Genomic DNA, 13,502 nt, shown 5'->3' with positions numbered 1-13,502 from the left:
CTCCAATAGAATTAAATATAGTGTTGTAACCATCGGCTGCATGAAATATTTACTAGTATTTTGCAAACACGGCAATCTATGCACGTATCCTATACTATCTCTATAACTTCAACCGACGCCCCCTCTTGCTTGTATAGATATATGAAAAAAGGAAAGTACCCCTGATAGAAAAAAAGCTTCTAACAAGAGCACTTTCCATTGTAAACAATGTCCAGCGGATCTGTTGTTCTTAAAGTAGGTTCGGTTTCCTCTTCAGATAGATCCAAGGAGAAACAGCCGATTTATTCAGTTTTACGGTCGTTCCCGACTAAAATAATATTGGTTATTGCCCACTGCGTCGGCGGGTCATAGTCTCTAAGGACTGCTTCGATGGAAAGCCCCATCTCCTGCTCTAGCCTTTCACGGATTCGCTTCTTATAGATCGACGACATGTAGAAATCAACCTCGTACTTCAGTGTCGGCGCTTCGCCCTCCAAAGCGGTAGACCGCGGTGAGCGGCGGTGCCGGGCCTGAAACGTGATGATATTGTTCTCAATCGATGCTTTAAGCAGTGTGGTGCCGAATCCGAACAATTCCTTTGACACCTCGTTGTAGATGTGACACAGCTTCTTTTTAAATTCATTAGAATCGATTAGGGACACAGGTTCACCTTCTAAAACTGTCATCGGATTCGAATATAAGATAATAATACTGAATTAAATGCTCTTTTTCAAGCAATCGTTCGGATTTCTTTATTTAAAAAGACTTCCAATCCTAATTTTTAACAAAAAACAGGGAATTTTCCGAATGAAAAACAAATCATCGTTAGGACAAACCCATTTGCGCTTCCAAAAAAATCCGTTTTTTCAAAGCTCCGATCCCCCAACCGCGCTTCTCCCCGGCTCTTTCCGGTACTCCGATGGCGTGCAGCCGTTCCACTTTTTGAAGGTATTGCTGAAGTAGGCTACGTCTGAATAGCCCACCCGATCGGCTACTTCACTGATCCGCAGCGAGGTGGCGCTCAACAGCCGCTTCGCCTCCTGCATCCTCACCTCGGCGATGTAATCGACGAAATTACGGTTTAGCTGCTGCTTGAACAGCTGACTCAAATAGCTCGGGTTCAGGTGAACGAGTGCAGCCGCCTTGGTTAACGTAATCTCTCCCGATAGGTGGGCATGGATATAAGCCTGCACCTGCTCAACAGATGACTGCTCCAGCTTATGCGGCGTTACTGGAATCTTGGGGGGTTCGGTATGCTGTGGTCGCGTATGCTGATTCATCCATTTGGCTAGGCACAGCCGCATATCCTCTTGCTCCACCGGCTTCAGTAAATAGTCGAACACGCCCGAGCGGAGCGCCTGCTGCACATATTGGAAATCATCATAGCCGCTCACAACAATAACAGGCTGTCCGCGATTATGCTGGCGCACCTCTTGTACGAACCGCAGTCCTTCCATCACAGGCATTTTGACATCGGTCATGATCAGATCCACTTCGTTGCTATTGAGCCAATCCAACGCTTCCAATCCGTCCGATGCTTCTTTGACCACACTGAAGGGCAGCCCTGTCTTCTCTATCACTTTTTTTAAGGAAGTGCGTACCCACCGCTCGTCATCAATCAGCATAACGCGATACACCGATGTGCCTGCCCCCTTTTATGTCCTCAAAGTAATGAAGTTACACTATACGTCTAAAGCCCGGATGATTTCATCAGAACCCCTTGTTCCCGCCGCAGTTCTTCGCTGGCCTCTATATAAGGAAGCCGTATCCGCACTACGGTTCCATGCCCGCTCGCACTTTGCAGCGATACGCCAAACGTCGGACCGTATAAATAAGCAATTCGCCGATGTACATTCGCAATTCCTATATGCGCTCCCCCAGCAAGCACATCCTTCCCTTCCAAATCACGGTGAATGTACTGCAACTGCTCATCCGACATGCCAACACCGGTATCCAATATAACGACGCAGAAGGAATGCTCTGAATCACGCTCCGCCGTAATACGAATATGCATTAAGCCCACACCCGGCTCGATGCCGTGGATCATACTGTTTTCCACAATGGGCTGCAGCGAGAACTTTGCGATATTTTGCTCCAATGCCCAATCCGGCACGTCCAGCTCATATTCGAGTCTCTCCTCGAAGCGATACTTCTGAATGCGCAGATACACCTCGCAGAAGCTCAGTTCCTCTTGCAGCGTTACCTTCGGAGAAGCATTCTTGAGGTTATAACGCAGCAGCTTGGCAAGCGATGCAGCCATGGAACCGATATCGTCCATATCCTGATCCAGCGCCATACCGCGCAGCGTTTCCAGAGAATTGTACAAAAAATGCGGATTCATCTGCGATTGCAGCACTTTCAGCTCCGTTTCCTTTTGACGCAAGGAAGCCTCCGTTTCACGCAAGCGGGTGAAGTAGATTTCCTCCAGCAGGTCTTCGAGCTTCTCCACCATCTTATTGAACCCATGCGTTAGCAAGCCCAGCTCATCCTTCGAGTGCACCTCCAGCTTGCCGGAGAAATCACCAACCTCAACCTTTTTCATAAAACGCTGCAGCCGACGGATCGGGTTCACCAGGCTGGCCGCAAAGCCGATGCCAAGCAAATAAGCAACAGCAAGAGAAACAATCAACGTCCAAAAGATCGTCCGACCAATGTACGCGGCACCGTTCGTCAGCTCTGAGTAGGGGATCGAGGTGACAAGACGCCAGCCCAAATAATGAGATAAGCTGAACGTCAAAAAGTTGCGCGGCTTGTCTTCATCCGTCATCGTGCCGCTCTCCTGATCCAGCATCATGTTGAAGCTTTTGCCGTTTGCAGGCTTGCCGACCTGCTGTAAATCAGGATGGTACACATAATGGTTCTGTGCGTCGATGATGTAGAGAAACCCCGTACGTCCGATCGCCACCTTCTCCGCAATTTCTTGTATGCGCTTAAAATTGACATCCATAATCATAATCCCGATCGGCTCCAGCGTATTCGGACTAATTAACCGGCGCACAATCGATATGACCTGCTCCTGATGATCTCTTCCCCGTACGACCCGGCTTATGAGCTTGGGTGAGCTGTCCTCCGGAATGGAAGCGTACCAATACTCCTGCTGCAGCTGTTTGGCCGAATAGGGGCTATCGTAATCAATGGCGTCAATAACCTGCTCATCGTGAACGATAACTGTGATGTTGCTGATGTCCGAACGGGAGTACGCGGCATTTTTCAACACCTGCTCGATATCCGTCTGGATTCCGCTCTGCTTCATTTCCTCCATCGTCCGCATCTTTAAGAAACGGTTCATATCGGGATGGTTAATGATGCGAAGCGTATCGATCTCAAAATCCTGAACGTAATATTCGACATGTGCCTTCACCTGCTCAATGATTTGCCAGCTGTACTGTCCTGCCTCCTGCTCCAGCACCTCCGACGACCGATGGTACGATATCGTCCCTACAAGCAGCAACGGAAAAACGACGATCAACGCCGAGTAAAAAAACATTTTGGCCGTTAGCGTTCGGTTGCGAAGCAGCACATACCGTTGGAACGCATCAACAGTTTGGTTCCATGCTTGCAAGGGCGACATCACCTCTGGGGTCCGACTTGATTACAGCTCCTGCTTCAACCGGATCATATCTCTACACTGAAGGCCGTTCTCATATATAGGCTCCTCATAGTTTCGGACAAAATAGTCCGCATCCACGCCAATGATTCGAAATCCGGATTTCTGGTATAAGTACAGCTGTCCGACGCTCGAATTGCCCGTCCCTATCTCCACGCTGCGAAAGCCTAGTTCCTTGGAAGCTTGAATGGCATGCGACAGCAGGCGTTTCCCTAGTCCTTGTCCTTGCATGGTCTCCAGCACCGCTATGTTCATAATCTCAACCGTCAACGGTCTGGTTGGCAGCAGGGCAATGACGCCGACAATGCTCCCTTCGAGTTCCATCACATAACAGCGGCATCGTTTAATATAGGTTTGAATAACGCTCTCTTCTGGGTCCGCCAACAGCAGCAGTTCCATCGGATACGGTTCGTTGACTTGTAATTCTCTAATGTTCATATCGTTCTCCTTCATCGGTTCTTGTTCGGTAGTGCGGTTCACTCCTTAGCGATCCATAATGTCTCTGAACAGCTGATCCCGCTCCGCCCTCTTTCCTTCATATAGATTCAAATAGTCAAACAGCTCGAAGGAGAAATCCACAAAGGCCCGGCCCTTCGCCGTAATGACATGCCCATCTCTCACCGCTCGCTGCTCGACGTAATGCTCACGCGGAAACGGGTCGTCGACGCCCAGTTGCTGTATTCGCTCTATAGAGCAAGAAGTCGTAAATTTCCTGTTCGCTAAAATACCAGATCTGCCCAAATATTGCGGACCGTTGCAGATGGCTGCAAGAAGCTTTTGCTCCTTGTCCAGCTTGCGTATTAACTCAGTCAGCTCCTGCCCTTGATTGCGTATCGGGCCGCCTGGAATAACGAGTCCTTCCACTTCCTTCAGCTCCATAGCCTCTTTTAGAGTCACGTTAGGCTTGTACACTAGGCCGGATTCGCTGACCACCTGATCATGCTCATACCCAACGCACAACACTTCTTTTTTGCCCACATTTTTTATTTTATGGAAGGCTAATGTGATCTCAAAGTCCGCAAAATCCTCAGATATAAAACACAGGATTTGTCCCATGATATCTCGCTCCAATCTATGTATAGTAAAAAAATAATTTCCAAAAAAATGAAGGGTGCCACTTCAAGATCATCGTCTTGTATTGCAATAATAATAATAGAGGAGTGAGCCTCACATGTTTAAAAAAGTATCCATTCGTTTGGTCGTTTCCTTCTTAGCGTTTGTTCTGCTTGCCTATGTCATTATGCAGTATGGATTTGCAGACCCCCATAAAGCAGGGCTAATAACTCAAAAGCTGAGAAAACCGGATTTTCACTATTCCCCTTGGATTTATGTGCTTTACTTGCATATCGTATCGGCCTGTTTGGCCGTAGCTATCGGGCCTTTTCAATTATTCATTCAGCCTAAAAGAAAAGGGATTCGCCGCCATCGGATACTGGGCTATACGTACGTGCTCTCCATTACAGCGAGCGGATTGATAAGCATTTATTTATCCATATTCGCCACGGGCGGCTGGATGGCGGGATTGGGCTTCTTTGTACTAGACGTTCTGTGGGTACTCTCTACTTGGGTTGCCGTTAGAAAAGCAGTGAATAAGCAAATTCAGGCTCATAGGGAATGGATGCTGCGCAGCTACGCTCTCACATTAGCCGCAGTTACGTTCCGCGTATGGCTAATAACGCTCACGCCTCTATTCGGAGGTCCATTGGAGCCTCCCTACAGGTTATCCGCCTGGATGTGCTGGATTGGCAATTTGATCTTTATCGAGGTGCTGATCCGCTTGTCCCGTAAGAAAGCAGTTAGCAAATCACTAACAGCTTGATTATTCCGACTTGCTCTTCCACTTCCAGCGCGGATGCACCTCACCCTGCTCGGATTCAGCAATGAGCTCGTGAAGCCGTTTAAGCCGGGTCTCCTCTTTCTTCGCACTGGCAACCCAGTGAATGGCCGTCTTCCGGTAAGAGGGAGGCTTCTGCTGAAAATAAGCCCACGCCTTCTCATTGGCGCGAAACACAGCCTCATAGGCGTCTCCCAGCTCCGCTGGTTTCTCTTGCTCGTAGGAGTAAATCGCGGTTTGATCTTCCTTCCGTTCGGCAAAGGCCCGGAGTCCCTCCGGAAGCATCTTCCCAAGCTTCGTCAGCTCCTCCATCTTCTGAACGTTAACGGCGCTCCAAATGCTCCCCCGCTTGCGGGGCGTGAATCGGATCGTATAACTTTCCTCATCGATTCCTTTGCGTACGCCATCGATCCATCCGAAGCACAGCGCTTCGTCTACCGACTCCGGCCAAGTAATACTTGGCTTTCCGGAGCCTTTTTTATAGAAACCCACCTGCAGCTGTTGAGCTTTATCATGATTCTCCTCAAGCCAGGTGCGAAATTCAGCTGGGGATGCGAAAAACAATGGTTCCATTTCATTCACTCCTTTGTACTGGAAACAACGGATCATCGCCCGTCCTTGTACGTGCATATCTTATACCAGCGTTTCTTCTATATTATAAATTCAATCAGCGGAATCCGTTTTCCTGTTATTTTAATGATATATTAATAGAAAAGGGAATAAAACCCATGAACAAGAACAGGAGGCATCTAGCGTGAAATTGCCCATAATGTCAGAAACGCTTGCCAGGCGTCTTCAGCAGGCCGAAATCGACTACTTCCGTTCAAGAATCAGCTCTATCGCCGAACGGGCCGGCAATCCGGAAGGCGTTGAAATTCGCACCTTCGGCAGCACTACCGGCTTTTATATTAAAACGATGCCATGGGGTTTATTTAATAGTGTTAAAGGTTTATCCGATGAGGACACGTGCAAGGTTGGGGATATAGCAGCCTTTTACCGAGAAAGAGATAGGAAGCCGCAAGTCGATATATCCCCGGTCGGTTCCAGCCCCAAGCTGTTGAGTAGCTTGACCGAGCACGGGTTGGTACAAGAAGGCTTTCATTCCGTGCTTTACGGCCTTCCGCTCCAAGAGCTGCCTGCTGTTCCTGATTCAGTGGACATTCATGAGATTACTGACAGCGCACAATTTGACCAATACGCCGAGGTTCATTGTGCCGCCTCAGGCATGTCCCTTGTCCATAAGCATCATTTCATCAACAATAACATCGGCCTGCTGCACAGGCCAGGCTGGAAGCTGTTTCTTGCTTACACTGACGGGATTCCGGCTGCTGTGGCCGCGATGCACATTAGCGGTGGAATCGCTTCATGCGCGTTGGCTGCTACTCTTCCTCCCTACAGGAGAAGAGGACTGCAAACCGCGCTTCTCCAGCGGCGCATACATGAAGCTTATAAGGAGGACTGTGAGCTTGTAACAGCTCAGGCGAGCTTTGCCAGCACCAGCCATAACAATATGGAGAGAGTAGGAATGCAGTTGGCTTGGACAAGGGCAGTATGGACTTTTCCACAATGAGTTTTATTAATATCATTATCAATAAACCGCACCTCGAAGGCCACAGAAGAGAGCGGGAACATGGCAAATCGGAATTTGTCCTAAGCTCCAAAAGCAGCGTGTATGAAGTTAAAGCCGTTAAATATCCTCAGGGTTAAACATCAGAACAGACCGTTCCTCTACAAGAGGGCGGTCTATTTAATTTCAATCAAGCTCCCCTAGCAAAAAGGGCGACTACCATGCTTACGGGAGTTTTATCATTCACATGTCATAGTCCTTACATTGTAGCCTTGCTTCAGAGAGCCTATGCTAGATATAGGAGCAGTCAAGTGCTGCTAACACACAATGATTCCGTTCACGGGGGTATATTGCATGAGAATTACAAGACGAAAAGTCATTGCCATACTGCTAGTGGCTGCCGCATTAATATATGTCACGAACAGCTCCAGATTTGCCTCCAAACGCGACGGAGCTCCGCTGCTGCTGGCGCACCGCGGACTTGCCCAAACCTTTCATATGGAGGGAATCACCAATGATACCTGTACCGCCGAGCGTATCTACCCACCGGAGTATCCCTATCTGGAAAATACGATTGCCTCCATCAACGCCGCTTTCAGAGAAGGAGCCGACATCGTGGAGTTCGATGTACAACCTACCAAAGACAATCGGTTCGTTGTATTCCACGACTGGACACTGGATTGCCGCACAAACGGCACCGGGGTAACCAGAGATCATACCGCAGCGGAGCTGCAAGCGCTGGATATCGGATACGGCTATACAGCCGATGGTGGCATTACTTTTCCGTTCCGGGGAAAAGGCGTTCAGCAAATGCCTACCCTCGACGATGTACTTGGGACCTTTCCAGATCGTTCCTTTCTTATACATATCAAAAGCAATGACGCCAATGAAGGAGCTCTGCTCGCCCAGTACTTGCAGTCATTGCCGACCAGCCGCCTTGAGCAATTAACCGTATATGGCGGGGACCAACCGGTTGCTGCCGTTAAGGAACAGATGCCTCAATTACGAACGATGTCCAAAGCCTCTCTCATCCGTTCCTTACTCACTTACGAGGCGCTTGGTTGGACAGGTTTTATTCCATCGTCTATGGAGCATAGCCAAATACATATACCGGAGAAGTTTGTCCCGTGGCTGTGGGGATGGCCGAATCGTTTTCTCGACCGTATGGATAAAGCCAATACTCGGGTTATCGTGGTTGGAGGGGATGGATCAGAATTCTCACAAGGATTCGATACGCCAGAGGACGTGCAGCGCCTACCTACTGATTACACCGGGGGCATCTGGACCAATCGAATCGATCTTATCGCTCCTATCTACAGAGGAAAATGAGTTATCTTAGATTTGCTCCGGTTTACGCTGCTACTCGAGGATTTCCCTTCTGAACAATCTGTGCTTTAATGGGAAAGAGAAGATGTTTCGTGGAAAATGTCTCTACTTCAAGATGGGAGCAAACTTTGTGGGAACCGCTAACCGATGGATTTATTCCATTCTGGCCTTTGTCGTTATTTCATGGGGCCTTAATATTGTCATGGTCAAATTTTTGACCGAATTTTCTCCGCCTTTCCTAGTGGCCGCAGTCAGAATGCCGCTTGCAGGTCTGGCACTGCTTCCATTTGTGATAAGCAAATACGGGTGGTATAAGCCTACTGCAAAACAATGGGTTCTGTTAGTGCTGATCGGCCTTACATCCATCTTTATGCACCAGCTGTTCCTTGCTTCGGGTGTGGCAATGACGACAGCAACGAATGCATCGCTCATTCTCGGACTGAATCCGCTCACGACGGCTCTGTTAGCCGCTATTTTCGTCGGCGAAAAGATGAGCCTCCGGCTGCTGCTTGGTATATTGGCAGGCTTCTCCGGTGTAGTTATCGTAGTGCTGTCCAACAGCGCTGGCTCCTCTGTCGAAGTGTCCGGCTGGGGAGATCTGATTATGTTGTTATCGATGCTCGGCTATGTCGTCGGAGGGCTGTTGATCAAAACGATTGCCTCCACCAATATCCCTACTCTTGTTACGACCGCCTACTCTACCTTGATCGGCGGGATTTTCCTTAATGTCGGAGCTTTCGTTAAATATGGACCGACTGCATACCAGGAAGTTCATTTCTCAGGCATGGGCTGGGTTGTCATGCTTTTATCCGCATGGGTGGCCTCTTCTCTCGGAACGCTCGGCTGGAACCATGGTATCAAGCTGCTGGGTGCCAATAAAACGTCCATGTTTATCAATGGCATGCCGTTTGCCAGCATGATCGGGGCCGTACTGTTCCTGGGCGAGCAGATTCACTGGATTCATATGCTGGCCTTCGTATTGACGACCCTGGGCATTGTTATCGGCACTTACTCGCCAAGAAGGTCTCTCGGAGAGTCTCCGGCTACCTCAAGTTCGAAAGAGCTTGGAGCGTAAAAAAAGAAGAACCTTGGAGGTTCTTCCGATCGACGAGAAACCTGTAAGAATTGAAATCTTGCTAGTATACTTCGGTGAGGTACGCCACTCCAGCCGCTGTTGTTCTTGGGAAATTTTCAATTTATTCGCTTTACGGCGGGGATTTCCCAAGAACAAAGGCGGACGCTTTCGCTCCTCCGAGGCATACCTCACCTACCCATATAGCAAATTTCTCGAAGAAACAGGCTTTCTACAGATTAAGAAGAACCTTGCCGGTTCTTCTTTTTTACGTTCCTATGTCCGTCGTTCTCGCTCACTCGCTGAACAGTGAGAATTACTAGACCGGAGCTTCCATGCCAATAGCAGCCCATTCTTCTTTAGTAGGACCGTAAACTCCTGTGATAGGTAGTCCTACCTGACGCATAAGGATGGTCAATTGGCCGCGATGATGAATTTCATGTCTAAGGAATAGATTTAGTGTTAAGCCATTCTTCCATTGCTGTCCGAAAATGGTGTTGGATTCTTGCAATGTATCGTCCGTCCACTGAGTCTCAACCGCCTCAAGCAGTGATCGAGTCGTACTGCGATAAGCTTCAGCAATTGCAGCGGCAGATGCTGGCGGCTCACTCCGCTCTGCGGGAGCTTCGAAGCTTAATCCGGTTGGATTCAACAGGCCGCCTGAAGGGACCAAATGCCATGCTAAGTGACCCAGCGTCCGATAGCCTGTGGCTACTTCTTGAGAGAGCGAGTCGTCTGTTAGGGCATCCAATAGCTTCTGGGTCGTTGCTGATTCGTTCCGATAATCTTCAATAAAGCTTTGAATGGTTACATACATAGGTAAACCCTCCATTTTCATTTACAGTTTACGGAACGATTACGGCTTGTTCCTCTAATGTATTATACGACAAACTGCTGACAACATAATGTCAGCAGTCCGTGAATATCTATAAAATGCTTATTTTTTCTGGCCGCATCGATTTGTTCCAATACCTCTTTATATTCGGCACGGTACTTATCGATGACCGGTTTAACAGCATCCTGCCACGGCTTAACGTCCTTCACTTCCGTAATTTTAACGCCTGCCGCACGGACCTTAGCTTCTGCATCCTTCTCGTATTTGTCCCATGATTCACGTTGGGTTTTGACAGAATCGAGTGCAGCCTGCTTCACGATTTTGCGGTCTTCCTCCGACAGCTTATTCCAAGCCGATTGGCTGATCATGAGTACCTCCGGTACACGCTGATGGCCGTCGAGAATCATATTTTTGGCCACTTCAAAATGGTTCGACGATTGATAGCTCGGGAAGTTGTTCTCGGCCGCATCGATAACTCCGGTCTGCAGGGAGCTGAACACCTCGCCATAAGCCATCGGGGTTGCATTGGCTCCGAGTGCGGACATCAGATCGATATTGATTTTATTCTGGATGACGCGGATCTTCTGCCCTTTCAGCTCCGCCAGATTGGTTACAGGCTTGCGGGAATAGAAATGCCGCGCACCGGAACTGTAGTAGGCCAAGCCCTTCATCTTCGAGCTTTCCAAGCTATCCAAAAGCTTGTTGCCATTATCGCTCTCCAGGAACTTCCATAGATGCTGATCGCTATCGAATACATACGGAAGGCTGAAGACGCCGAAGTTCTTGTTGAACTCCGCCAGCGGTCCGCTGCTAACGCGAGTGAACTCGATAGCGCCGAGCTGAACCTGTTCGATGACAGCCTTTTCCTCACCTAGCTGGGATGACGGAAAGACATCAATTTTGATACGCCCATTACTTCGCTCGCTCACCAGATCAGCAAACTTTTTATCGCCGATAACGGTAGGGTAATCCGGAGGATGCGTATCGGCAAGTCGGAACGTATACTTTTTCCCCTCGGTTTTCTTGTCTCCCCCTGCGGTTGTTGCTTTAGCCGGGTCCTTGGTGCTGCAGCCTGCGATAACACTCCCGGCAATGATCAAGCATGAAAGTACGTTTACCGTTTTCGTGAGCCGTTTCATTCGTACATTTCCCCTTTTTTTACGAATTGGATTATTGCTAATAAAAGTCCGGCAAATGGAGCTGCTGCATTCCGATCACCAGTCTCTTAATGTTTCATCATATTGGGCAACCACATGACTAAATCCGGTACGTATGTCAACACTAGCAGCACTACGCACATCACATAGAAAAAGGGCATCATTGCTTTCGTTCCCTGACTGATCGATATTTTACCTATGGCGCAACCGACGAACAGCACGGTCCCAACCGGTGGGGTCAGCAGGCCGATCCCGAGGTTAAGCATCATAATGATGCCGAAGTGTACCGGGTCCATCCCAAGATGAGTTACGACAGGAAGCAGAATCGGAGTCATAATCAGAATGAGTGGAGCCATATCCATAGGTGCCCCGAGAATCAGCAGCACGATGTTGATAATAAGTAAAATAATGATCGGGCTATCGGAAATGGCGAGCATGGCATCGGTCACCATCGCCGGAATTTTCAAGTAGGCGAGCAGCCAGCTAAAGGCATCCGAAGCGGCAATCAGGAACAGTACCATGGAGACGGTGCGGAATGTTTTTTGCAGGATGATCCACATTCGGCTGATGGGAATGTCTCTATAAATAAGAAACGTAAGGATAAAGGCGTAGAGACAAGCCAGTGCGCCGGATTCTGTAGCCGTAAACCAGCCGCTGAAGATCCCTCCGAGAATAATCGCCGCCGTCAACAGCGACATTAGACCGTCCAGCACAATTTTCGGAATATCCTTGCGCTCTATCGGATCTCCTTTAGCATAACCTCGCTTGATCGCGTACACATAGCTCGTTGCCATTAGCGACACGCATAGTATCACTCCGGGCACAATTCCCGCCAGAAACAAGCTCGCAATCGACACTCCACCGCCCGCCGCCAAAGAATACAGCACAAGATTATGGCTTGGAGGCACGACAACGCCTTGAATCGCAGAGGATACGGTAACACCAACCGCATAGTCCGTATCGTAACCTTTTTTCTTCATCATGGGAATCATGACGGAACCGATTGAGGAAACGTCCGCGACCGCCGAACCGGAAATATTGCCAAAGAACATACATGCGACCGAGTTCACCATCGCCAACCCGCCCCGAATCCTGCCTACAATGAGCTGCGCAAGATTAACAAGCCGCAAGGCTAGCTTTCCTTCACTCATCATATGTCCGGCAAGAATGAAGAACGGAATGGTGAGCAGTGAGTAGGAGCTGATGCCTTGAATCATCCGTTGACCAACCACAGCAAGCGGTATGCCCAAATACATCACGGTCACCAAGGTAGATAACGCCAGCGTCAACGATATGGGAAACCGAAACACCATCAGCACAGTAAAGCTAACACATAAAATCAAAATCGCAATTGTCGTTTCTTCCATCTAGTGACTCCCCTCTTCTATACCCCGATGCCTTCTTGTGTCGATACCCATAAACTGCAGTAAAGAATACACGCATATGAGCAAGCCTGTGATCGGCATCACTGCATAGATAACGCTATTAGGCAGCTTCGTTGCCGCGAGCGTACTCTCGTTCATGAGTATTGTAAACTCCGTACCGGACAGGATCAGATACACACCGAACGCAAATGTGCTCGCATAAATAATCCTATCCAGCACCCAGTTTACCTTAGGGGAAAATTTGCTTGTAAACGTGTCGATGGCCAAATGCAAATGCTCTCTGAAGCCAAACGCGATGCCAAGAAAGGAAAACCAGACTAACAGAAGCAGCGTCACTTCCTCGGACCAGAACAAAACGAAATTAAACAGCTTTCGAGTCAATACTTGAGTCGTTACGATAAGAATCATGGCCAACAGTGCCGTCATCGAAAAAGATTCAAAAAAGCTGTCGATCCACAATGCCGCCTTTTTGAGTGCTTTCACATTTCATCCCCCTTCAGGCTTGATCGTTATATTGTAAGCACTTACATATCTGTTAACAAAACCTATTGTAAAGAATAAGGGAGGGAAACGGTACACCACTGGTTTTAGATTTATTTGTAATTTTTTTAGGTCTTTATTGAATGCTTACGCTTCCATATGGCTGGATGGGGTAGTGAAACTTTTCAACCATATTGTATAATCGGAATGATGGTTCTCATTATAGAGGAAACTACTAACGGTCAATTGAACAGAAAGAG

General features: G+C 48.5%; 15 protein-coding genes. 5 read left to right on the top strand and 10 right to left on the bottom strand.

Annotated features, from left to right (window positions below):
• Positions 1 to 281: 281 nt before the first annotated feature.
• The 5 genes from QMA13_RS02245 to QMA13_RS02225 form a co-directional block, all read right to left on the bottom strand.
• Positions 282 to 641 (bottom strand): DUF2294 domain-containing protein, encoded by a 360-nt coding sequence (locus tag QMA13_RS02245; RefSeq protein WP_282943213.1) that lies wholly within the window; start codon positions 639 to 641, stop codon positions 282 to 284.
• 204 nt (positions 642 to 845) lie between these two features.
• Positions 846 to 1,616, bottom strand: coding sequence for a response regulator transcription factor (locus tag QMA13_RS02240; RefSeq protein ID WP_282939258.1), 771 nt, complete (start codon positions 1,614 to 1,616; stop codon positions 846 to 848).
• A gap of 53 nt (positions 1,617 to 1,669) precedes the next feature.
• Positions 1,670 to 3,541 (bottom strand): sensor histidine kinase, encoded by a 1,872-nt coding sequence (locus QMA13_RS02235; RefSeq protein ID WP_282939256.1) that lies wholly within the window; start codon positions 3,539 to 3,541, stop codon positions 1,670 to 1,672.
• 30 nt (positions 3,542 to 3,571) lie between these two features.
• Entirely contained in the window at positions 3,572 to 4,024 is a 453-nt protein-coding gene (locus QMA13_RS02230; protein ID WP_282943212.1) for a GNAT family N-acetyltransferase, read from the bottom strand.
• 45 nt (positions 4,025 to 4,069) lie between these two features.
• Complete coding sequence (locus QMA13_RS02225) at positions 4,070 to 4,642, bottom strand: DJ-1/PfpI family protein (RefSeq protein ID WP_282939254.1); 573 nt, start codon at positions 4,640 to 4,642, stop codon at positions 4,070 to 4,072.
• A 115-nt stretch (positions 4,643 to 4,757) separates the two neighbouring features.
• Here QMA13_RS02225 and QMA13_RS02220 point away from each other — a divergent pair, with 115 nt between their 5' ends.
• Positions 4,758 to 5,405: a DUF2306 domain-containing protein gene (locus QMA13_RS02220; protein ID WP_282939252.1), complete on the top strand. Its 648-nt coding sequence runs from the start codon at positions 4,758 to 4,760 to the stop codon at positions 5,403 to 5,405.
• Here the strand turns inward: QMA13_RS02220 and QMA13_RS02215 are convergent, their stop codons facing one another.
• Positions 5,406 to 5,993, bottom strand: coding sequence for a YdeI/OmpD-associated family protein (locus QMA13_RS02215; RefSeq protein ID WP_282939250.1), 588 nt, complete (start codon positions 5,991 to 5,993; stop codon positions 5,406 to 5,408).
• Between the two features lie 181 nt (positions 5,994 to 6,174).
• On the opposite strand from QMA13_RS02215, the gene QMA13_RS02210 reads away from it, so the two are divergent.
• The 4 genes from QMA13_RS02210 to QMA13_RS02195 all read left to right on the top strand — a co-directional run bounded on the left by QMA13_RS02210 (position 6,175) and on the right by QMA13_RS02195 (position 9,698).
• Entirely contained in the window at positions 6,175 to 6,990 is an 816-nt protein-coding gene (locus QMA13_RS02210; protein ID WP_282939248.1) for a GNAT family N-acetyltransferase, read from the top strand.
• A gap of 351 nt (positions 6,991 to 7,341) precedes the next feature.
• Positions 7,342 to 8,316, top strand: a complete 975-nt coding sequence (locus QMA13_RS02205) for a glycerophosphodiester phosphodiesterase family protein (protein WP_282939247.1) — start codon at positions 7,342 to 7,344, stop codon at positions 8,314 to 8,316.
• Positions 8,317 to 8,428: 112 nt separating this feature from the next.
• On the top strand, positions 8,429 to 9,388 hold the full coding sequence (locus QMA13_RS02200; protein WP_282939245.1) for a DMT family transporter: 960 nt from the start codon (positions 8,429 to 8,431) through the stop codon (positions 9,386 to 9,388).
• Positions 9,378 to 9,698 (top strand): hypothetical protein, encoded by a 321-nt coding sequence (locus tag QMA13_RS02195; RefSeq protein ID WP_282939243.1) that lies wholly within the window; start codon positions 9,378 to 9,380, stop codon positions 9,696 to 9,698. The genes QMA13_RS02200 and QMA13_RS02195 overlap by 11 nt, the downstream gene beginning before the upstream one ends.
• 6 nt (positions 9,699 to 9,704) lie before the next feature.
• Here QMA13_RS02195 and QMA13_RS02190 read toward each other — a convergent pair whose 3' ends face one another.
• The 4 genes from QMA13_RS02190 to QMA13_RS02175 all read right to left on the bottom strand — a co-directional run bounded on the left by QMA13_RS02190 (position 9,705) and on the right by QMA13_RS02175 (position 13,245).
• A complete protein-coding gene (locus QMA13_RS02190; protein ID WP_282939241.1) occupies positions 9,705 to 10,202 on the bottom strand; it encodes a DinB family protein in 498 nt (165 codons plus the stop codon).
• A 62-nt stretch (positions 10,203 to 10,264) separates the two neighbouring features.
• Positions 10,265 to 11,359 (bottom strand): TRAP transporter substrate-binding protein, encoded by a 1,095-nt coding sequence (locus tag QMA13_RS02185; protein ID WP_282939240.1) that lies wholly within the window; start codon positions 11,357 to 11,359, stop codon positions 10,265 to 10,267.
• Positions 11,360 to 11,445: 86 nt separating this feature from the next.
• Entirely contained in the window at positions 11,446 to 12,744 is a 1,299-nt protein-coding gene (locus QMA13_RS02180) for a TRAP transporter large permease (RefSeq protein WP_282939238.1), read from the bottom strand.
• On the bottom strand, positions 12,745 to 13,245 hold the full coding sequence (locus QMA13_RS02175) for a TRAP transporter small permease (RefSeq protein WP_282939235.1): 501 nt from the start codon (positions 13,243 to 13,245) through the stop codon (positions 12,745 to 12,747).
• Positions 13,246 to 13,502: the final 257 nt, after the last annotated feature.

Origin of the sequence: Paenibacillus sp. RC67 (assembly GCF_030020805.1) — a bacterium.
Taxonomy (GTDB): Bacteria; Bacillota; Bacilli; order Paenibacillales; family NBRC-103111; genus Paenibacillus_S.
Note: the sequence above shows the minus strand (reverse complement) of the source record. Positions and strands in the feature narration are given on the sequence as shown.

Coding starts and splice junctions, on each gene's coding strand:
- QMA13_RS02215 (WP_282939250.1), bottom strand. CDS start 5,993: ATGGAACCATTGTTTTTCGCATCCCCAGCTGAATTTCGCACCTGGCTT.
- QMA13_RS02180 (WP_282939238.1), bottom strand. CDS start 12,744: ATGGAAGAAACGACAATTGCGATTTTGATTTTATGTGTTAGCTTTACT.
- QMA13_RS02200 (WP_282939245.1), top strand. CDS start 8,429: ATGGGAGCAAACTTTGTGGGAACCGCTAACCGATGGATTTATTCCATT.
- QMA13_RS02205 (WP_282939247.1), top strand. CDS start 7,342: ATGAGAATTACAAGACGAAAAGTCATTGCCATACTGCTAGTGGCTGCC.
- QMA13_RS02230 (WP_282943212.1), bottom strand. CDS start 4,024: ATGAACATTAGAGAATTACAAGTCAACGAACCGTATCCGATGGAACTG.
- QMA13_RS02220 (WP_282939252.1), top strand. CDS start 4,758: ATGTTTAAAAAAGTATCCATTCGTTTGGTCGTTTCCTTCTTAGCGTTT.
- QMA13_RS02185 (WP_282939240.1), bottom strand. CDS start 11,359: ATGAAACGGCTCACGAAAACGGTAAACGTACTTTCATGCTTGATCATT.
- QMA13_RS02225 (WP_282939254.1), bottom strand. CDS start 4,642: ATGGGACAAATCCTGTGTTTTATATCTGAGGATTTTGCGGACTTTGAG.
- QMA13_RS02190 (WP_282939241.1), bottom strand. CDS start 10,202: ATGTATGTAACCATTCAAAGCTTTATTGAAGATTATCGGAACGAATCA.